This window comes from Mycobacterium sp. NPDC006124 (assembly GCF_040614235.1).
In the GTDB taxonomy this organism is placed as follows: Bacteria; Actinomycetota; Actinomycetes; order Mycobacteriales; family Mycobacteriaceae; genus Mycobacterium.
The window spans coordinates 41732-61984 of the sequence record NZ_JBEXUA010000016.1; the positions used below are offsets into that span (position 1 = coordinate 41732).

Here is a 20253-nt window from a genome sequence, read left to right on the forward strand (position 1 = left end):
TTCGGGTAACCCCTCCCTCGCATGTGACACACACCACAATCGAGGTAAGCGTGTACCAGCAAGTTCTCGACCCGGTCGCCGGTTCGCTCGCCTGGAGCGCCGTGGTGGCGGCCATCCCGCTGCTATTGCTGTTCGTGCTGCTCGGCGCGCTGAAGATGACGGCGTGGGTGGCTTCGCTGATCTCGCTGGCGGTGTCGCTGGCGATCGCGATCGCCGTCTACGGCATGCCCGTCGGGCAGGCACTGCTCGCCGGCACCGAGGGCGCGGCGTTCGGTTTCTTTCCCATCCTGTGGATCGTGATCAACGCCATCTGGGTCTACCAGATGACCGTCGAGACGGGGCACTTCGACGTCCTGCGGCGCTCCTTCGCCAGCGTCAGCGATGACCAGCGCGTGCAGGCCATCATCATCGCCTTCTCGTTCGGCGCGCTGATGGAGGCACTGGCCGGCTTCGGCACCCCGGTCGCGGTGACGTCGGTCATGTTGATGGCCTTGGGTTTTCAGCCGATGAAGGCCGCAGTGCTGGCACTGGTCGCGAACACCGCCCCCGTCGCCTTCGGCGCCATGGCCACCCCCATCATCACCCTCGGCAGGGTCACCGAACTTCCGGTCGACACGCTCGGCGCGATGATCGGCCGTCAGACGCCGCTGCTCGCGCTGTTCGTGCCGCTGGCCCTGGTGGCGATCGTCGACGGTCGGCGCGGCCTCCGGCAGACCTGGCCGGTCGCGCTGGTGTGCGGCGTCGTGTTCGCCGTCGCGCAATACGTCACCTCGAACTTCGTCTCCGTGCCGCTGGCCGACGTGGTCGCCGCCCTGGCGTCCGCGGCCGCCGTCGTCGTCATGGTGCGAGTCCGGCGCCCGGTCCGCACCGCCGACCTCGCCGCGCGGGTCGGCGCGTCGGGGACGAGTGACGGCCCGGACGACGCCGAGGTCACCGACTCCCGGGCCGACGTGGTCAGGGCCTACGCGCCCTACGGCATCATCATCGCGGTCTTCGTCGTCTGCCAGATCAGCGCGATCAAGAAGCTGCTCGACCGCGCCACGTTCACCTTCAGCTGGCCCGGCCTCGACGTGGTGAACGCCGACGGCGACCCGTTGAGCCTGGCGAAGTTCTCCCTGAACCTGCTGACCACACCCGGCACGCAGATGCTGGTCGCCGGCGTGCTGACCATGGCCGTGCTGAGACTGTCGGCGGCCAGGGCACTCAAGGCCTACGGCGCGACGCTGCACCAGCTGCGGTGGGCGATCCTCACGGTGATGGCCGTGCTGGCACTGGCCTTCGTGATGAACGTGTCCGGCCAGACCATCACCCTGGGCACGTGGATGGCCGGGGCGGGTTCGGCGTTCGCGTTGCTCTCGCCGATCCTGGGCTGGCTGGGCGTCGCGGTCACCGGCTCCGACACGTCGGCGAACTCGTTGTTCGGCGCCCTGCAGGTGACCGCCGCGAACCAGGCCGGTCTCTCCGAGGTCCTGATGGCCGCCTCCAACAGCTCCGGCGGCGTGCTGGGCAAGATGATCTCCCCGCAGAACCTCGCCATCGCCGCGGCCGCGGTGGGGCTCGACGGCAAGGAGGGCGAGATCTTCCGCAGGGTGGTCCTCTGGAGCCTCGGCTTCCTCCTCGTCCTGTGCGGGCTGTCGGCGCTGCAGGCCTCGCCCGTCTTGTCGTGGATGGTGCCATGACACTCGTAGCATCGAATCGTGAGCGCGGACATGCTGGCTGACCTGATCTCCGAATTGCCCGAGGGCACCGTCGTGGACGACCCGGACATCGTGGCGTCCTACCGGCAGGACCGCGCCGCCGACCCGAACGCCGGCACGGCGATGGCGGTCGTGCGGCCGCGCACCACCGAGGAGGTGCAAGCCGTGATGCGATGGGCGACCGCGCACCGGGTGCCGGTGGTCCCCCGCGGCGCGGGTACCGGGCTGTCCGGCGGGGCGACCGCACTCGACGGCGGCATCGTGCTCTCGACCGAACGCATGCGCGACATCAGCGTCGACCCCGTCACCCGGACCGCCGTCACCCAACCGGGCCTGTTCAACGCCGAGGTCAAGGCGGCCGTCGCCGAGTACGGACTGTGGTACCCGCCGGATCCGTCGTCGTACGAGATTTGCAGCATCGGCGGCAACATCGCCACCAACGCCGGCGGTCTGTGTTGCGTGAAGTACGGCGTGACGACCGACTACGTGCTCGGCCTGCAGGTCGTCCTCGCCGACGGCACCGCCGTCCGGCTGGGTGGGCCCCGTCTGAAGGACGTGGCAGGCCTGAGTCTGACCAAGCTGTTCGTGGGCAGCGAGGGCACGCTCGGCGTCGTGACCGAGGTGACGCTCAAGCTGCTGCCCACCCAGCACCGAGGCTGCACGGTCGTCGCCTCGTTCGACGACGTCGCCGCGGCCGCCGACGCCGTCGTCACCATCACCGGCAAGATCCGCCCGTCGACGCTGGAGTTCATGGACTCGGTGGCCATCAACGCCGTCGAGGACAAGCTGAAGATGGGCCTGGACCGCAGTGCCGCCGCAATGATGGTCGCCGCGTCCGACGATCGTGGACCCGCCGGGTCGGAGGACGCCGAGTTCATGGCCCGGGTGTTCACCGAAGCCGGTGCGACGGAGGTGTATTCGACCTCCGACCCCGACGAGGGTGACGCCTTCGTGGCCGCGCGTCGCTTCGCGATCCCGGCCGTCGAGGCCAAGGGGTCGCTGCTCCTGGAGGACGTCGGAGTGCCACTGCCGGCTCTCGCCGACCTGGTCGCAGGCGTCGAGAAGCTGGCCGATCGACATCAGCTGATGATCTCGGTGATCGCCCACGCCGGCGACGGCAACACCCATCCGCTGATCGTGTTCGACCCGACCGATCTGGACGAGGCCGAGCGCGCGCAGACCGCCTTCGGCGAGATCATGGATCTCGCGGTCGGCTTGGGCGGCACCATCACCGGGGAGCACGGCGTCGGCCGGCTCAAGCGTCCGTGGCTGGCCGGCTACCTCGGCCCCGAGGCGATGGACCTGAACCGCCGCATCAAGCAGGCGCTCGATCCCGACGGAATCCTCAACCCCGGGGCCGCGATCTAGCTCCGCCGGGGGGTTGACACCGAACCCTCATCGTCGTATTCATGAGACATGACGGCTCAGATGTCTCATGGCGGCGCGGCGCGGTTCGGGCTGGCGACCGCCGAGACCTGGGCGGACCCCTGGCCGACCTACCGCGCCCTGCGCGACGACGATCCCGTCCACCACGTGATCCCCGCGGACGCACCGGAGCACGACTACTACGTGTTGACGCGGCACGCCGACGTGTTCGCCGCGGCCCGGGACCACCAGACCTTCTCCTCCGCTCGGGGCCTGACGGTGAACTACGACGAGCTGGAACTGATTGGGCTGGCGGACAATCCGCCGATGGTGATGCAGGACCCGCCGGCGCACACCGCGTTCCGCAAGCTGGTGTCGCGGGGATTCACACCGCGCCAGGTGGAAGCCGTGGAACCGGCGGTGCGACGCTTCGTCGCGGGGCGCGTCGAGGCGTTGCGGGCCGACGGCGGCGGTGACGTCGTCGCCGAATTGTTCAAGCCGCTGCCCTCGATGGTGGTGGCGCACTACCTCGGTGTGCCGGAGGCCGACCGTGGCCGCTTCGACGGCTGGACCGACGCGATCGTCGCCGCCAACACCTCGGCCGAGGGCATCGGCGGGGCGCTGGGCACCCTCGGAGACGCCCTCGGAGAGATGATGGCCTACTTCACCGCATTGGTCGAACGCCGCCGGACCGAGCCGGGCGACGACACCGTCTCCCACCTCGTCGACGCGGGCATCGGCGTCGACGGCGACGTCACCGGCCTGCTGTCGATCCTCGCGTTCGCCTTCACGATGGTCACCGGAGGCAACGACACCACCACCGGAATGCTCGGCGGCACCGTGCAATTGCTGCACCAGCGGCCCGACCAGCGCATGGTGCTCACCGCGAACCGCGAGCTGATCGGCGACGCCGTCGACGAGTTCCTGCGCCTGACCTCACCGGTGCAGATGCTGGGCCGCACCACCACCCGCGACGTCACCATCGGCGACACCACCATCGAGGCGGGACGGCGGGTGATGCTGCACTACGGTTCGGGCAACCGCGACGAGCGCCAATTCGGCCACGACGCAGGCGAACTCGACGTCATCCGCAGGCCACGGAACATCCTGACATTCGGCCACGGGGCGCATCACTGCCTCGGTGCCGCCGCAGCCCGCATGCAATCCCGCGTCGCGCTTGAGGAACTGCTGGCGTCGATCCCGAACTTCGAGGTCGACGAGGACCGGATCGCCTGGGCGCCAGGCGCGTACGTGCGCCGGCCGCTGTCGATGCCGTTGCGCGTCCTCTGATGGCAGGCGACTGGTTGGCCGACCGCCGCTCGGAGGTCGCTGCGGACCGTATCCTCGACGCCGCGGAGGACTTGTTCACCCGCCACGACGCCGCGACCGTCGCCATGTCCGACGTCGCCACGGCCTCAGGCTGCTCACGGGCCACGGTCTACCGCTACTTCGAGAACCGGGACGCGCTCTACACCGCCTACGTCCATCGCGAGACCCACCGCGTCTTCGGCCGATTGGGCGAACATCTCGACGGTGTCACCGATCCCCGAGAACGACTGAGCCTCGGCGTGCTCGCCGCGCTGCGCCTGGTTCGCGACAACCCCGCGCTGGCATCGTGGTTCGCGCCGAGCCAGCGGCCCATCGGCGGTGAGATGGCCGAGCGCTCCGCGGTGATCCAGGGATTGACCGAGGCCTTCCTGGCGTCACTGGAGGTCGACGACGTGGAGGCCTCCGCCCGGTGGCTGGTACGCGTCATCGTCTCATTGCTGACGTTCCCCGGACTAGACGACGCCGACGAGCGAATGATGGTGCACCAGTTCGTGATTCCGGTGGTCGCCCCCGATGTCACGGACCACGCCCACTGAGCTACTGCCTGGCCATCGCGATCCTGAATCGCTCGTCGGGGTCGACGTAGTGGTCGGCGTCCTTGGCATCCCCGCCGAGATCGATGCGCACCCAGTCGATCTTGCCGGTGAACCTGCTGGTGTGAGCGGTGTAATCCGGGCTGACGGTGGTCCCGGACTCATAGCCGACGTCGGTCGTCTCGTCGGCCGAGAAGATGAAGCCCTGCGTCTGGTCGACGCGACCGGTGCCGACTTCCCTACCGTCGTAGTAGAGCGTCACGGTGCCACCCATGCCCATCCCACCCCCGTCGTAGGCGAACTCCATCCGCACCTGGGTGGTGCCTGCCGGAACGGGTTCGGTCGCCTCGACGTCAAAGGACTTGATGCCCAGCACGTTGTAATGGAACTTGGCCTTGCCATCCTTGGCGTAGAGGCTCCAACCGCCGAACCGGCCACCCTGAGCAATGATCACGCCACCGGCGCCGTCGGCGGGCACGTCCACTGCGGACGTCACCGCGAACGACTTGTTCTTGACGTCGACGACGCTGTTCTCCGACAGCCGACCCATTCCCGCGAACAGCAACTGGCTGTTGCCCTTGATCAGTGACGGTCGGCCCGCCGTGGCGGGGTTGATGCGCTCGATCTGGCGATCGTCGAGCGGGAGCACGTTGTACTTGACCGCCTCGATCAACCAGAGCCGCTGCAGCTCGTGCAGTTTCTCCGGATTCTCCTTCGACAGATCATTGGCCTGGGTCCAGTCCACGTCACCGTCGTAGAGTTCCCACACGTCGTCGTCGAAGGCCGGCATCACGGCGCCACCCATTGCCCACGGGGTGCGATGTTTGGTGACCGCGCTCCAACCCTGGTGGTAGATGCCACGATTGCAGAACATCTCGAAGTACTGGGTCTGGTGCCGCTCCGGCGCATCGGCGTCGTTGAAGCTGTAGAGCATGCTCGTCCCCTCATACGGGCTTTGCATGACGCCGTTGACCAACGTTGGCGCCGGAATGCCGGCGACCTCCAACACCGTGGGCGCGAAGTCGATGACATGGCTGAACTGGTTGCGGTGGCCGCCCTTGTCCTCGATACCCTTGGGCCAGTGCACGATCGTGCCGTTTCGGGTGCCGCCCCAGTGCGACGCCACCTGCTTGGTCCACTGGTACGGCGAATCCATCGCCCACGCCCAGCCCACCGCGTAGTGGCCGTAGGAGCCCTCGCCGCCGAACTCGTCGATCTTCGACGCCAGGAATTCGGGGGTTTCGATGTCGGCCATGCCGTTGAAGTTGGCCATCTCGTTGAACGCACCCTGCAGGGTGCCCTCGGCAGATGCTCCGTTGTCACCGATGATGAGGTAGACCAGCGTGTCCTCGAGCACGGGTTCCAGCGCATCGAGCAACCGGCCGACGTGATGGTCGGTGTGTTCCATGAAGGCGGCGTAGACCTCCATCTGACGTTCGAGCGCCGGTGTGAGTGCGGGGTCCATGTCGTCCCAGGCCGGAATCTCCGCATCGCGCGGGGTCAGCACCGCGTCTGGCGGAATGACGCCCAGTTCCTTCTGGCGCTCGAAGGTGATCTCGCGCTGGCGGTCCCAGCCGTGAGCGAACTTGCCCCTGTACTTCTCGATCCACTCAGCAGGTACGTGGTGCGGGGCGTGGGTGGCACCGGGCGCGAAGTACATGAAGAACGGCTTGTCGGGCAGCAGGGCCTTCTGTTGGCGCGCCCAGTTGATGGCCTTGTCGGTCAGGTCCTCGGTCAGGTGGTAGCCCTCGGCCGGCGTCTTCGGCGGCTCGATCGGCGTGGTGCCCTCATACAGCGCCGGATCCCACTGGTTGTTCTCCCCGCCGATGAACCCGTAGAAGTACTCGAACCCGCCGCCACCGGTGGGCCACGCCGTGAACGGACCCGCCGGACTGGTCTGCCACACCGGAACCTCGTGGCACTTGCCGAACTGCGCAGTCGAATATCCGTTGAGCTTCAACGTCAACGCGAGCGGCGCCTTGGTGTTCGGTAGCACCGACGTGTATCCGGGTGCGGCCGTTGCAGTTTCGGTGATGTTGCCCATGCCGACCGAGTGGTGGTTGCGACCGGTCAAGAGCGCTTGGCGTGTCGGTGAGCACAGCGCCGTGGTGTGGAAGCGGTTGTACTTCAACCCACCCGCAGCCAGTTTCTCGAAGTTGGGAGTGTCACACGGCCCCCCGAACGCACTGCTGGCGCCAAAGCCGACGTCGTCGATCAAGATGACGAGGACGTTGGGTGCGGTCTCGGGCGGGCGAATGTCCCGGATCGGCGGGTAGCTGGTATCCGGGTCCTTCGCGTCGTACGTCGTGAGGCCGACGTGCGCGACGTCGGGAACGGGCAGGATGTCACGTCGGATGGGCGGATGCTCTGAGAAGTTCACTGGGCTGCCGATCGCCGAAATGAATCGCCGCGGCCGGCGATCCCGGACCATCGAGTCGAGCCCGAGGGCCACAGCGTAGGCGGCACAGGCAGCCGCCGCGGAGATTCCTCTAGGTCCGCACCCTCGTCAGCCGGTGCAACCCCCACGCCAGCGGCACGGTGACGACCAGGGTGACCACGAACAGCCACCACGTCGACCCGGTGTAGATCGGGAACCGCAGGATCTCGACCATCACCAACTCCATCGTGACCAGATGGATCAGGAAGATCTCATAGGAGATCTCGCCGAGGAACACCATCGGCCGGCTCGCCATGAACCGCAGGTACCACCCCCGCAGGTCCTCGCCACCCCGCAGGGCCACCGGCGCCACCACCAGCGTCGAGATGACGGCGTAGAACACCGTCTTGGCCAAGCCCTCCCGCAACTCGGCGGGCGAGGTGGTCGGCGCCCCGGCGATCGGCGTCGCGACGATGAAGTAGCAGGCCAGGGCCAGCGGCACGCAGACCGCCGCGTACGCCCGCACCCCGAGCGGCAGAAGCGCCGCGAGCAGCATGCCGCCCAGGAACCACGTCAGATACGTCGGGAGCCACAGCGGTGCCCCGTCGGGCAGGACGTCGGTGGTGTGCACCAGCGTCAACCACGCCGGACTGACGAGCGTCAGCGCCAGCAGTCCGGCGACCAGGCGCACCGGATGCCACTGCCTGCGACACACCACCACCAGCAGCAGGTACGCCAGGAACGGCAACGCGACGTAGAACGCGGCCTCCACGGCCAGGCTCCACATCTGCGTCAACCCTTGGTGCAAATAGGAATACAGGTAGTCGTCGGTGTAGATCTGCGTCAGGGTCAGGTTCCGGAACAGCCCGATCCAGGTGTGGCCGGGATTGGGCCCCGCGGTACGGAAGTGGTACAGCAGGTAGGCGGCCAGCACCGTGACGACGTAGGCGGGCATGATGCGCCGCACCCGATGCCAGGCGTAACGACGGACCGACGGCGGTTCCCCGCCGCCTGCCGCCGCGCGCACCCACGGCGCGAACAACAGGAATCCGGAGAGCACGAAGAAGATCGGGACGCCAATCTCCATGCGGGAGTAGATCAGTCCCACGTAGCCGTGGGTGTACTTGCCCGTCGTGTACGCGGCGTGGGTAAGCATCACCAGCAGCGCGGCGACCGCTCGGATGCCGGTCAGTGCGGCGACTCTGCCCCGGCTCGCCGACTCGAGGCCGCCAACGTCAGTGTCGCGCTGCGTCACTTCGGCTTGTGGTGGCTCGGCCCGCGATCTGGTGTGAGGTCGATCAGGATGCCCGAGATCCGGGTGTGCTCCAGTTTCTTGAGCGTCTCCCGGGAGAGCTTCGCCGGCAGCTCGACCAAGGAGTGGTCCATCTTGATGGTGATGTGGCCGAAGTCGCTGCGGTGTAGTCCACCCTCGTTGGCGATCGCGCCGACGATGGACCCGGGGCCGACCTTGTGCCGCTTGCCGACCGCGATGCGGTAGGTCGCGAGGTCACTGCGCACGTTCTCGCGACGCTTGCGCGGCGGCCCGTCCTCACGGTCCGGGCGTTCGCGGCGCTTCTCCGGCGGTGGCTCGGTCATCAGGAATTCACCGCCGCCACGACTCTGCACGGCCAGGGCCGCAGCGATCTCCGCCGTCGGGACGTCGTGGTCGCGCTCGTAGTCCTCGATCAGCTTGCGGAACAACTCGATCCCGGGTGCGTTGAGCGCCTCGGTGATCGACTCACGGAACTTCTCCACCCGCTTGTCGTTGACGTCGTCGACCGACGGCAGCTTCGCCTCCACGAGCTTCTGCCGTGACACCCGCTCGATCGAGTTGAGCAGATGCTTCTCGCGGGGTGTGACGAACAGCACCGCGGCACCCGAGCGGCCGGCTCGGCCCGTGCGCCCGATGCGGTGCACGTAGGACTCCGGGTCGTGCGGGATGTCGTAGTTCAGCACGTGGGAGATGCGCTCCACGTCCAGCCCACGGGCCGCCACGTCGGTCGCGATCAGGATGTCGATCGTCCCGTCCTTGAGCTGGGAGATGGTGCGTTCGCGGACGGCCTGGGCGATGTCGCCGTTGATCGCCGCGGCCGAGAACCCCCTGGCCCGAAGCTTCTCGGCGACCTCCTCGGTGGCCTGCTTGGTGCGGACGAAGACGATCATCGCCTCGAACGGCTCCACCTCGAGCAGCCGGGTCAGCGCGTCCATCTTGCGCGGTCCGGCCACCTGGATGTAGCGCTGGGTGATGTTCTCCGCCGTGGCGGTCTTCGACTTCACGGTGACCTGGACGGGATCGTGCAGGTACTTGGAGGTGATCTTGCGGATGGCCGGCGGCATCGTGGCGGAGAACAGCGCCACCTGCTTGTACTCGGGGGTGTCGGCGAGGATGCGTTCGACGTCCTCGGCGAAGCCCATCTGCAGCATCTCGTCGGCCTCGTCGAGCACCATGTAGTCGAGGTGCGAGACGTCGAGGCTGCCCTTCTCGAGGTGGTCGATCACGCGGCCGGGGGTGCCGACGACCACTTGCGCGCCTCGCTTGAGACCGGCCAGCTGCGGACCGTAGGACGAGCCGCCGTACACCGGCAGGACGTTGACCTGCAGGTGCGCGCCGTAGCGGCTGAAGGCCTCCGCGACCTGCAGGGCGAGCTCGCGCGTGGGCGCGAGCACCAGGGCCTGCGTGGTGCGGCTGGAGACGTCGATCCGCGACAGGATCGGGATGGCGAACGCGGCGGTCTTGCCGGTGCCGGTCTGTGCCAAGCCGACGACGTCCGAGCCGGCCATCATGGCGGGAATCGTCGCGGCCTGGATTGCCGAGGGCGTTTCGTAGCCGACGTCGGCGAGGGCCTGCAGCACCTTCGGGTGAATCTGCAGGTCAGCAAAGGTCACTTCGGCGCTCGTCGCGTCGGATTCTTCAGAGCTCATCGAGGTGGCAGTCTACGGGTAGTCGCAGCTCTCTCCCCCATGTCGTAGCCGCGACGACACCCGGAGCCGGTACGGTGGCCCGGCGTGAGGGTGAAGCGAAGGTTGCAGTGGTGGTTCGCGGTTCTGGTCGCGGTCGCGGCACTGGCCGGCTGCGGGGCGAGCGACTCGACGGTGTCCAAGACTCCGGAGGCGACGGTGCCCCCGGCGCAGACCACCCCGCCCGCGCCCGCACCCACCGTGGCCGCCGGACCGTCGCCGACCCCGGCGCCCGCCGATCCCTGCGCGGTGAACCTCGCCGCGCCGGAGATCGCCAAGGCCGTCTCGGAGTTGCCGCGCGACCCTCGCAGCGGCCAGCCGTGGAGCTCCGAGCCGCTGGCCGGCAACTACAACGAATGCGCGCAGCTGTCGGCGGTCGTCATCAAGGCCAACACCAACGCCGACAACCCGAACACCCGCGCCGTGATGTTCCACCTGGGCAAGGTCATCCCCACGGGCGTTCCGGACACCTACGGCTTCAACGGCATCGACGAGACCGCCACCACCGGTGACACGGTCGCGCTGGCCTACGTCAACGAGACCAGCAAGCTCAAGAGCGTGGTGCGGTTCCGCTGGAACGGCAACGGCGTCGAATTGATCGGCAACACCGGCTAGTTCGGGCCCGGCTCGTCTCGTCGTCGACGTCGTCGCGCTGACCTACAGTCGAGCTCGTGTTCGTCCTAGCCGATGCAGGCGTCGACCGCGTCGTCTACAGCGCCTCCGATCTCGCCGCCGCTGCGCGCTGCGAGTACGCGCTGCTGCGCGCCTTCGACGAGAAGCTGGGCCGCAGCCCCAAGACCGTCGTCGCCGACGACCTGCTCGCCCGCACCTCGACCCTGGGTGACGACCACGAACGCCGTCAGCTCGACGACCTTCGAGCGGAGTTCGGCGACGTCACCGTCATCGGCCGGCCCGCCTACAGCGCGTCGGGACTGCGCGCCGCGGCGGCACAGACGATGCGTGCGGTCCAGGACCGTGCTCCGGTGGTCTACCAGGCGGCGATGTTCGACGGCCGCTTCGTGGGTTTCGCCGACTTTCTGGTGCTGGCCGGTGACCGGTACGTCCTGCGCGACACCAAGCTGGCCCGCTCGGTCAAGGTGGAGGCGCTTCTGCAACTCGCCGCCTACGCCGACACCCTGACCCGCGGCGGCGTACCGGTGGCCGACGAGGTCGAGCTGGTGCTCGGCGACGGCGCGGTGTCGGCCTACCGGGTCGACGAACTACTGCCGGTCTACCTGCCGCGGCGGGCGGCGCTGCAGCGGCTGCTCGACGACCACCTCGCCCGCGACCGGCCGGTCAGCTGGGACGACACCGAGGTCCGCGCCTGCTTCCGCTGCCCGCAGTGCAGCGTCGAGGTGCGCGCCCGCGACGACCTGCTACTGGTCGCCGGCATGCGCGTCAGCCAGCGAGCCCGGCTCCTCGACGCCGGCGTCACCACGGTGCACGATCTCGCCGAGCTGGACGCGCCGGTGCCCGAGCTCTCCGCGCGCACCACTCGGGCGCTGGTCGCCCAGGCGCGGCTACAGGTCGCCGACCGAGTCGTCGAGAACGGCAACGTCAAACCGCCCTACGAGGTGGTCGACGCACAACCCCTCATGGTGCTGCCGGACGCGAACAAGGGCGATCTGTTCTTCGACTTCGAGGGCGACCCGCTGTGGACGCTCGACGGCCGGGAGTGGGGGCTGGAATACCTGTGGGGCGTGCTGACGAGCACCGACGACTTCACCCCCTACTGGGCCCACGACCGGTCCAGTGAGCGCCAGGCCCTTCGGGACTTCCTGGCCATGGTCGGCAAGCGCCTCAAGAAGTACCCCGGCATGCACGTCTACCACTACGCCGCCTACGAGAAGAGCACGCTGCTGCGGCTGGCCGGGCGCTACGGCGTCGGGGAGAACGCGGTCGACGAACTGCTGCGCAACGGCGTGCTCGTCGACCTGTATCCGTTGGTGCGCAAGAGTATTCGCGTGGGCACCGAGAGCTACTCCATCAAGTACCTCGAACCGCTCTACATGGGCAACGAACTGCGTGACGGCGAAGTGACCACCGCGACCGACTCGATCACCCAGTACGCGCGCTTCTGCGAACTCCGCGACGAGGGCAGGGCCGAGGACGCGGCGGTCGTCCTCAAGCAGATCGAGGAGTACAACCGCTACGACTGCCGGTCCACGCGCCGCCTTCGCGACTGGCTGGTGGCGCGCGCCATCGAGTCCGAGGTGCCCCCGCGCGGCCCGCAACCCATCCGCGGCGCCGCGGCCGACGAGGCCGTGGAGATCTCCGACGCCCTCGATCGCCGGTTGACGGCGTTCGCCGGCGACGGGACCCAGGCGCGCTCCCCCGAGCAGACCGCCGTCGCGATGGTCGCCGCCGCGCGCGGTTATCACAAGCGGGAGGACAAGCCGTTCTGGTGGGCGCACTTCGACCGCGTGAACAGCCCCGTCGACGAATGGGCCGACGACGGTGACGTGTTCGTCGCCGACCGGCACGAGATCGTCGCCGACTGGCACCAGCCGCCGCGGGCGCGCAAGCCCCAGCGCCACGTGCGCCTGTTCGGCGAGATCGCCACCGGCGACCTGGGTCGCACCATGTACGCCCTCTACGAGCCGCCGGCTCCCGCCGGATTCGCCGACGACCCGGACCGCCGCGGTTTCGCCACCGTCGAGGTGATCGGGTGCGACGACCCGGAAGCACCCACCGAGGCGCTGATCGTGGAGAAGCGGCCCACCGACGGCGAGGTGTTCGATCAGGTGCCCTTCGCCTTGACGCCGGGACCGCCGATCAACACCCGGCCCATCCAGGAGTCCATCGAGGCAACCGCCGCCTCGATCGGCGCCGGCTTGCCGAACCTGCCCGCCGACCCGGTCGTCGACGTGTTGCTGCGGCATCCGCCGCGCATGGTCGGCGGCGGCGCGCTGCCTCGCAGCGGTGACGTGGCCGCCGACGTCACCGCGGCCCTGCTGGCCCTCGACTCGTCCTACCTCGCGGTGCACGGGCCACCCGGGACCGGCAAGACGTTCACCTCGGCCCAGGTGATCAGCCGACTGGTCAACGAGCACCACTGGCGCGTCGGGGTGGTCGCCCAGTCGCACGCCGTCGTCGAGAATCTCCTCGGGTGCGTCGTCGACGCGGGCGTGGATCCGGACCGGGTGGGCAAGAAGAAGAGTCCGAACGCGCCGTGGCGCGACGTCGCCGAGAAGGACTATGCGGCGTTCGTGGACGACCCCGCCGGCGGCGTGATCGGTGGCACCGCATGGGATTTCGCCAACGCGGGCCGCATCCCGCGAGGCGCCCTCGACCTGCTAGTGGTCGAGGAGGCGGGCCAGTACAGCCTGGCCAACACCATCGCGGTCGCCAGCGCCGCGAGGAACCTGCTGCTGCTGGGCGACCCGCAGCAGTTGCCTCAGGTCAGCCAGGGCACCCACCCCGCGCCCGTGGATCACTCGGCGCTGGGCTGGCTGGTGGACGGTCACCACACCCTGCCGCCGGAACGCGGATACTTCCTCGAGTCCTCGTACCGCATGCATCCGGACGTCTGCGGTCCGGTGTCGCGACTGTCCTACGACGACCGGCTTTGCGCGATGGCCTCGGTCAGCGCGGCGCGCCGACTCGACGGCGTCACCCCCGGCGTGCGGGTGCTCGAGGTCGACCACGACGGCAACTCCACCGACAGCCCCGAGGAAGCCGACGCGATCGTCGCCGAGATCCGCGGGCTGCTTGGCCGGCCGTGGACCGACGGGGGCCAGACCACTCCCCTTGGCCAGGAGCACGTGCTGGTGGTCACCCCGTACAACGCCCAGGTGGTCACCTTGCGACGGCGCCTGGACGCCGCCGACCTGGGCGAGGTGCAGGTCGGCACCGTCGACAAGTTCCAGGGCCGTCAGGCGCCCATGGTGTTCATGTCGATGACGGCCTCCTCGGCCGAGGACGTGCCACGCGGAATCTCGTTCCTGCTCAACCGCAATCGCCTCAACGTCGCGGTGAGCCGGGCCAAGTACGCGGCGGTGGTCGTGCGGTCCCGGCTGCTGACGGACTACCTGCCGTCCACCCCGGACGGCCTGATCGAACTCGGGGCGTTCCTGTCCCTGACCGACCGTGACGGACCCACTCGATGACCGACGACCTCACCGACCTCCTCGCGGCGATCGTCGGCGCCAAGTACGTCAGCGGCGATCCCGACGTGTTGGCCGGGCGCTGCGTCGACTACACGGGCCGCTACCGGGGGCGGGCGAGCCTGTTGGTCCGTCCGGGCGCCGACGAGGAGGTCGCCGCGGTGTTGCGAGCCTGTCGCGACGCCGGGGCCTACGTCACGGTGCAGGGCGGGCGCACGTCGCTGGTCGCGGGCACCGTGCCCGAGCATGGCGACGTGTTGCTCTCCACCGAGCGACTCACCGCCGTCGGAGGGGTCGACGTCGTCGACCGACGCGTCCGCGCGGGTGCGGGTGCCACCCTGGCCGCCGTGCAACGCGCCGCCGCCGACGCGGGCCTGACGTTCGGCGTCGACCTGGCCGCCCGCGACTCCGCGACCGTGGGCGGCATGGCCTCGACCAACGCGGGCGGTCTGCGCACCGTGCGCTACGGCAACATGGGCGAGCAGGTGCTGGGCCTCGAGGTGGCCCTCGTCGACGGGTCCGTGGTGCGCCGCCACAGCGAAGTGCGTAGTGACAACACGGGTTACGACCTGGCCTCCCTCTTCGTCGGCGCCGAGGGCACCCTGGGGGTGATCACGAGTCTGGACCTGCGGCTGCACCCCACCCCCGCACACCGGGTGACGGCGATCGTGGGGTTCGAGGACCTCGACGCGCTGATCGCCGTCGGCCGCGAATTCCGCGACGTCGACGGCATCGCGGCCCTCGAGTTGGTCGACACCAGAGCCAGCGCGTTGACCGCCGAGCACGCCGGCGTCGGTCCCGCGGTCGACGGGGCGTGGCAGCTGTTGATCGAGCTCGCCGGCGACGTCGACCTCACCGAGCGGTTGGCCGACCTGCTCTCCAGCGCCGAGCTGACCGGTGAACCCGCCGTCGGCGTCGACGCCGCCACCCAGTTCCGGCTGTGGCAGGTCCGCGAGGCCGTCGCCGACGTGCTGGGAGTCTACGGGCCGCCGCTGAAGTTCGACGTCTCGCTGCCACTGTCGGAGATCAGCGAATTCGCCACGGCGGCAACGGCGTTGGTGGCCGAACACGCCCCCGAGGCGATCCCGGTGCTGTTCGGCCACGTCGGCGAGGGCAACCTGCACCTGAACCTGGTGCGCTGCGTGCTCGACGCCGACCGCGAACGAGCCCTCTACTCGGCGATGATGGCGTTGATCGCCGCGCATCGCGGCAACGTCAGCAGCGAGCACGGCGTTGGCACCCGCAAGCGCGACTATCTCACGATGTCGCGGAGCGATGCCGACGTCGCGGCGATGCGTGCCCTCAAGGCGGCCTTCGACCCGCAGCGGCTGCTCAACCCCGCGGTGCTCTTCGCCTGAGTCAGTCGCGGAAGCGCATCGAGTGCTTGCCGTAGGTTCCCGCGTCCTCGCCCGGTTCCCGATCCCGGCGGGAATGCCGACCGGACGCCGGCAACACCTCGTCGCCGACGTGGAAGCCGTTGTGCGCGAAGCCGATCGGCTCCGGCTTCGGCTGCGCGACGAAACCGTCGAGCGGGTCGTCGAGGAGGTCTCGCCAGGGCGCGTGCCCGTTGCGCGCGGGGATGGGTTCGGGGGTGCGGTACCGGTCGTTCAGATCGATCAGTTCGGGCACCGTGTCGGGGTCGTCGTCGGCCGTGATCTCCGGCGAGTGCCCGTTCATCAGGCTCTGCCACTCGTCGGCAGGTCGCGCGTGCCAGGTGTCCGCCGGCGCCGGCAGCGGATGACCGATGCGGACCGCCAGCGGAGAGGTCTCGCTGTCGTCGGCGGGGGGTGCGTCGCGTTCGAGCACCTCGGCGTGGCGGCGCGCGGCGCGCTCGGAGTCGTCCCACTCCTCGTCCTCGTCACCGGCGGACCAGTCGACGGTGTACTCCACGTAATCGTCGTCGTCGGGGAAGTAATCGGGTTCCACCGGCGGACCGGCACCGGCCGGTGGGCCCTCCAACGCGGAGGGGTCCCCGAAGCCGCGCAGGAACAGCGCGGCGATCACGCCGAACAGTGCGACGAAGGCGGACAGCAGCAGCGACCGTGACAGCGCCTCGGAGAACGGCTCGTGCAGGAAGCTCGGCAACTGGGTGACCGCACCCTGCCCCACCCCGGGATCGGCCTGGGCCGGGAGCGCCTTGCTGATCTGCGACGTCATCAGCGCGGCGATGCCCGCGCTGCCCAGCACGCTGCCGACCTGTCGGGTGGTGTTGTAGACACCCGAGCCCGCCCCGGCCAGCCGGGGCGGCAGGTTGCGGGTGGCCGTGGCCGCCAAGGGCGACCAGATGAACGCCATCCCCACACCCATCAGGATCAGCGGCAACACCAGCCGCCAGATCGGCGTCGTGGGCGTCATCTCGAACGACAGCCACGTCAGGGCGATGGCCACCGCGGAGAAGCCGAAGCCGATGAGCGGTCGTGGGTGCGACCGGTCGACGAGCTTGCCCACGAACGGCGCGAGGCCGCCCGAGGCGATCGCCATCGGCGCCGTCAGCAGGGCCGAGCGGGTGGGCGAGAGTCCGCACACCGCCTGGGCGTAGAACATCACGGGCACGATCATCGCGGTGACCGCGAAGCCGATCACCGCGATGCCGAGATTGGACAGGCTGAAGTCGTTGTCCCGAAAGATCCGCAGCGGGATCAGCGGCTCGCCGGTGGTGACGGACTGCCAGTAGACGAAGGCCCCCATCGCGACGACGCCCGCCACGAGCGTGCCCCAGATCCAGGGTGCCCAGTCGTGCGACTGACCCTCCTGAAGAGCGAACACGATCAGGAACAGCGCGACGCCCGAGAGCAGTACGCCGATCACGTCGTAGCCGTGTTTCTCGGTCGGCAGCACCGGGACGAAGATCAGCGCCAGCGCGAGTCCCAGCACGCCGATCGGCACGTTGACGATGAAGATCCACTGCCAGCCGAGACCGTCGACCAGCACGCCGCCGGCCAAGGGGCCCACCAGGGTGGCCACACCCGCGGTGGCACCCCACACGCTCAGCGCGACGCCGCGCCGCTCGGGAGGGAAGACCCGGGTGATCGTCGAGAGCGTCTGCGGGGTCAGCAGGGCGGCGCCGACGCCCTGCACCACCCGCGCGGCGACCAGAACCTCGATGCTGCCGGCCAGCCCGCACCACAGCGACGCGGCGGTGAACACGGCCAACCCGGCCAGATAGAGGTTGCGCGGGCCGAACCGGTCGCCGAGTCGGCCGGCGAGAAGTAGTGGCACCGCGTAGGCGAGCAGGTAGGCGCTGGTCACCCAGATCACGGCGTCGTAGTCCGCGTGCAGGCTGTCCATGATCGACGGATTGGCGACCGCGACGATCGTGGCGTCGAGCAGGATCATGAAGAAGCCGACCAGCAACGCCCACAACGCGTGCCACGGGTTGCCGGTGCGGGGCCGCAGCAGCTGAGACACCGCCGTCATCGACGTGCCTCGAGCACCAGGACGGCGTAGGGCATCGGCGGGAGGTTCCTCATCTGCGGCTTCTGTTCACCAGGCGTTGCGTAGCTGAACAGCCGACGCTACGGATCAGCCGGAGCGACGACAAGTTGGCTGGACGCGCCTCAGGCGGCCTCGGCCACGGCGCCCGCGGGCACCGCGTCGTCGTCGGCCGGTGAGGTCGACCCGACCGCGAGCAGGGCCAGCAGCGCGATCACCGAGCCGGCGGTCATGACCGCGGCGAGGGCGAGTTCGTCGTTGCCGAGCACGCCGACGAGCGGCGCCACAGCCGCCCCCAGCCCGAACTGTCCCGCGCCGAGCAGCGCCGCCGCGGTGCCTGCCGCGTCGGGGTGCCGCGACAGGGCGACGGCGGGCGCGTTGGGGATGACGAAGCCCATCGCGGCCAGGATCGCCCACACGGGCAGCACGAAGGCGTAGATCCCGCCGACGCCGGTCACGGCCAGCGAGACGAACACCACCCCGGCGGCCACCGAGGCTCCGAGCGCGAACATCGTGATGGTCTGCGGCGTGAAGCGCCGCAGCAGGACCACGTTGAACTGGGTGGCGCCGATCAGGGCGACGGCGCCGGCGCCGAACACCAGGGCGAAGCTCTGCTGGTCGAGGCCGTGCCTGCCCTGCAGCACGAACGAGGCACCGGCGATGTAGGCGAACAGTCCGGACATTCCCAGCGCGGCCACCAGGACCAGGATCACGAAGCGCCGGTCACGCAGCAGTTCGCCGTAGGTGCCCAGGATGCCGCGCACGCGCAGCGGCCGGCGGTGGCTCACCTGCAGGGTCTCGGGCAGCGCGAGCGCGGCGAGCAGCAGGAGCAACCCGGCCAGGACCACCAGGACCGCGAAGACCCAGTGCCACGAGAACCGCAGCAGCACGGCGGCGCCCAGCGACGGCGCGATGACGGGAGCCACGCCGAGGACGAGCATCAGGCGAGACATCACGGTGGCCGCGGTGTTGTCGGCGAAGAGGTCACCGACGATGGCCAACGCGACGACCATGGTGGCCGCCGCACCGACGCCCTGCAGGCCGCGCGCGATTCCCAGCACCACGATGTTCGGCGCGACGAGGCAAATAAGAGACGCCACCATGTGCAGGACGATGCCGGCCATCAGCGGGCGTCGGCGGCCCAGCGAATCCGACAGCGGACCGATCACCAGCTGGCCCAGTGCCAGCCCCGCGAGCGTGCCGGTCAGCGTCAGCTGCACCACCGACGACGACACCGCGTAGTCCTCGGCGATCTGCGGGAGCGCGGGCAGGTACATGTCGATCGTCAGGGGGCCCAGGGCCACCAGCAGCCCGAGCACCACGATCACCTTGAATCGGCTCGGCGCCGTGACCGCGTTCGACCCGCCTGGCGCCTTGGCTGCGGTGTTCTCGAGGTCCACGTATCCAGATGCTGCCATGAAAGTGGTTAGCAAGGGTTACGAGGATTTTCTTCCACGGGTGAACGAACCGTGACCGCCGTCACCGCCGGGCACGCTGGTGCGCCACAGTACGTTGGAGTAGCAGGACGACGGACTAGCCTGTACGAGCCAGTCCGCAAACGGGGAGGCCACGAATGAGCGCTCGCTCCGGTGCCAAGAGCCAGGTGCCCGCCAAGATCGACGACGACCCGAGCGTCGCCGCGCGAGCGCTGTCGCAGATCATCGAACGGGGCGCCCGCGTGCAGGCGCCGGCGGTGAAGGCCTACGTCGACCGCCTCCGCGAGCACGCCCCGGGCGCCACCCCCGCCGAGATCGTCGACAAGCTGGAGAGCCACTATCTGGCCGCGGTGATGGCCAGCGGTGCGGCCGTCGGTTCGGCCGCGGCGTTCCCGGGCATCGGCACGCTGGTCGCGATGTCGGCGGTCGCCGGTGAGACCGTGGTGTTCCTCGAGGCGACGGCCGTGTTCGTGCTCGCCGTCGCAGAGGTCCACGGCATCCCGGCCACCCACCGCGAGCGCCGGCGCGCCCTGGTGTTGGCGGTGCTGGTCGGAGACGACGGCAAGCGCGCGGTCGCAGACCTCATCGGAGCGGGCCGCACGGGCGGAGGATGGTTGGCCGACGGCGCGGCATCGCTGCCGCTGCCAGCCGTGTCGCAGCTCAACGGCCGGCTGCTCAAGTTCTTCGTCAAGAAGTACGCGCTCAAGCGCGGTGCCATCGCCTTCGGCAAGCTGCTCCCGGTCGGCATCGGCGCCGTCATCGGTGGCGTCGGCAACCGGGCAATGGGCAAGAAGATCATCTCCAATGCGCGCGGCGCGTTCGGCAATCCACCGCAGCGGTGGCCCGCGACGCTTCACGTTCTGCCTGGGTTGGAGAAGTAGGGCGCGCGTCCCCATGGACGTGCGCACGCCGCCACCGACGTCGGCTCCAGTTGAGTAAGGGCGTTGACCGTCGCCGGTCGCCAGCGAAGCGCTAGCCTTTATGCGGCGAGAGAGCGAGCGGCAGACGGCGCGCCCGCGG

Annotated in this window: 13 protein-coding genes; 8 read left to right on the forward strand and 5 right to left on the reverse strand. The window is 69.3% G+C overall.

Annotated features, from left to right (window positions below; all coding sequences use genetic code 11):
- Positions 1-50 precede the first annotated feature (50 nt).
- The 4 genes from ABZ195_RS24615 to ABZ195_RS24630 are packed head-to-tail and all read left to right on the forward strand — an operon-like array spanning position 51 to position 4927.
- On the forward strand, positions 51-1679 hold the full coding sequence (locus ABZ195_RS24615) for an L-lactate permease (RefSeq protein WP_355222405.1): 1629 nt from the start codon (positions 51-53) through the stop codon (positions 1677-1679).
- An 18-nt stretch (positions 1680-1697) separates the two neighbouring features.
- The gene (locus ABZ195_RS24620; RefSeq protein WP_355222407.1) at positions 1698-3065 is read left to right on the forward strand and encodes an FAD-linked oxidase C-terminal domain-containing protein; all 1368 of its coding nucleotides are present in this window, start codon (positions 1698-1700) and stop codon (positions 3063-3065) included.
- Positions 3066-3113: 48 nt separating this feature from the next.
- Complete coding sequence (locus ABZ195_RS24625; protein ID WP_355222409.1) at positions 3114-4352, forward strand: cytochrome P450; 1239 nt, start codon at positions 3114-3116, stop codon at positions 4350-4352.
- Positions 4352-4927, forward strand: coding sequence for a TetR/AcrR family transcriptional regulator (locus ABZ195_RS24630; RefSeq protein ID WP_355222410.1), 576 nt, complete (start codon positions 4352-4354; stop codon positions 4925-4927). The genes ABZ195_RS24625 and ABZ195_RS24630 overlap by 1 nt, the downstream gene beginning before the upstream one ends.
- A 1-nt stretch (position 4928) precedes the next feature.
- On the opposite strand, the gene ABZ195_RS24635 is transcribed toward ABZ195_RS24630, so the two are convergent.
- From ABZ195_RS24635 to ABZ195_RS24645, 3 genes are all read right to left on the reverse strand, one after another.
- Positions 4929-7304 carry an arylsulfatase gene (locus ABZ195_RS24635; RefSeq protein WP_355222412.1) on the reverse strand — a complete coding sequence of 792 codons (2376 nt, stop codon included), beginning with the start codon at positions 7302-7304 and terminating at the stop codon, positions 4929-4931.
- Between the two features lie 109 nt (positions 7305-7413).
- Complete coding sequence (locus ABZ195_RS24640; protein WP_355222414.1) at positions 7414-8556, reverse strand: acyltransferase; 1143 nt, start codon at positions 8554-8556, stop codon at positions 7414-7416.
- A complete protein-coding gene (locus tag ABZ195_RS24645) occupies positions 8553-10223 on the reverse strand; it encodes a DEAD/DEAH box helicase (RefSeq protein WP_355222415.1) in 1671 nt (556 codons plus the stop codon). Before ABZ195_RS24645 ends, ABZ195_RS24640 begins: the two co-directional genes overlap by 4 nt.
- A gap of 84 nt (positions 10224-10307) precedes the next feature.
- Here ABZ195_RS24645 and ABZ195_RS24650 point away from each other — a divergent pair, with 84 nt between their 5' ends.
- The 3 genes from ABZ195_RS24650 to ABZ195_RS24660 are packed head-to-tail and all read left to right on the forward strand — an operon-like array spanning position 10308 to position 15723.
- Positions 10308-10874 (forward strand): LppP/LprE family lipoprotein, encoded by a 567-nt coding sequence (locus ABZ195_RS24650; protein WP_355222416.1) that lies wholly within the window; start codon positions 10308-10310, stop codon positions 10872-10874.
- Between the two features lie 56 nt (positions 10875-10930).
- On the forward strand, positions 10931-14368 hold the full coding sequence (locus tag ABZ195_RS24655) for a TM0106 family RecB-like putative nuclease (protein WP_355222418.1): 3438 nt from the start codon (positions 10931-10933) through the stop codon (positions 14366-14368).
- Complete coding sequence (locus ABZ195_RS24660; protein ID WP_355222420.1) at positions 14365-15723, forward strand: FAD-binding oxidoreductase; 1359 nt, start codon at positions 14365-14367, stop codon at positions 15721-15723. Before ABZ195_RS24655 ends, ABZ195_RS24660 begins: the two co-directional genes overlap by 4 nt.
- A 1-nt stretch (position 15724) precedes the next feature.
- Here the strand turns inward: ABZ195_RS24660 and ABZ195_RS24665 are convergent, their stop codons facing one another.
- Both ABZ195_RS24665 and ABZ195_RS24670 read right to left on the reverse strand, forming a co-directional pair.
- A complete protein-coding gene (locus ABZ195_RS24665) occupies positions 15725-17782 on the reverse strand; it encodes an MFS transporter (protein ID WP_355222422.1) in 2058 nt (685 codons plus the stop codon).
- A 140-nt stretch (positions 17783-17922) separates the two neighbouring features.
- Positions 17923-19215, reverse strand: coding sequence for a multidrug effflux MFS transporter (locus ABZ195_RS24670; protein ID WP_355222424.1), 1293 nt, complete (start codon positions 19213-19215; stop codon positions 17923-17925).
- A gap of 155 nt (positions 19216-19370) precedes the next feature.
- On the opposite strand from ABZ195_RS24670, the gene ABZ195_RS24675 reads away from it, so the two are divergent.
- Entirely contained in the window at positions 19371-20114 is a 744-nt protein-coding gene (locus tag ABZ195_RS24675; protein ID WP_355222425.1) for a hypothetical protein, read from the forward strand.
- The last annotated feature ends 139 nt before the right edge of the window (positions 20115-20253 follow it).

What these genes read in the sequence shown, in the direction of transcription:
- ABZ195_RS24625 (WP_355222409.1), top strand. Translation starts at nt 3,114, where the DNA reads ATGACGGCTCAGATGTCTCATGGCGGCGCGGCGCGGTTCGGGCTGGCG.
- ABZ195_RS24630 (WP_355222410.1), top strand. Translation starts at nt 4,352, where the DNA reads ATGGCAGGCGACTGGTTGGCCGACCGCCGCTCGGAGGTCGCTGCGGAC.
- ABZ195_RS24645 (WP_355222415.1), bottom strand. Translation starts at nt 10,223, where the DNA reads ATGAGCTCTGAAGAATCCGACGCGACGAGCGCCGAAGTGACCTTTGCT.
- ABZ195_RS24660 (WP_355222420.1), top strand. Translation starts at nt 14,365, where the DNA reads ATGACCGACGACCTCACCGACCTCCTCGCGGCGATCGTCGGCGCCAAG.
- ABZ195_RS24665 (WP_355222422.1), bottom strand. Translation starts at nt 17,782, where the DNA reads ATGACGGCGGTGTCTCAGCTGCTGCGGCCCCGCACCGGCAACCCGTGG.
- ABZ195_RS24670 (WP_355222424.1), bottom strand. Translation starts at nt 19,215, where the DNA reads ATGGCAGCATCTGGATACGTGGACCTCGAGAACACCGCAGCCAAGGCG.
- ABZ195_RS24675 (WP_355222425.1), top strand. Translation starts at nt 19,371, where the DNA reads ATGAGCGCTCGCTCCGGTGCCAAGAGCCAGGTGCCCGCCAAGATCGAC.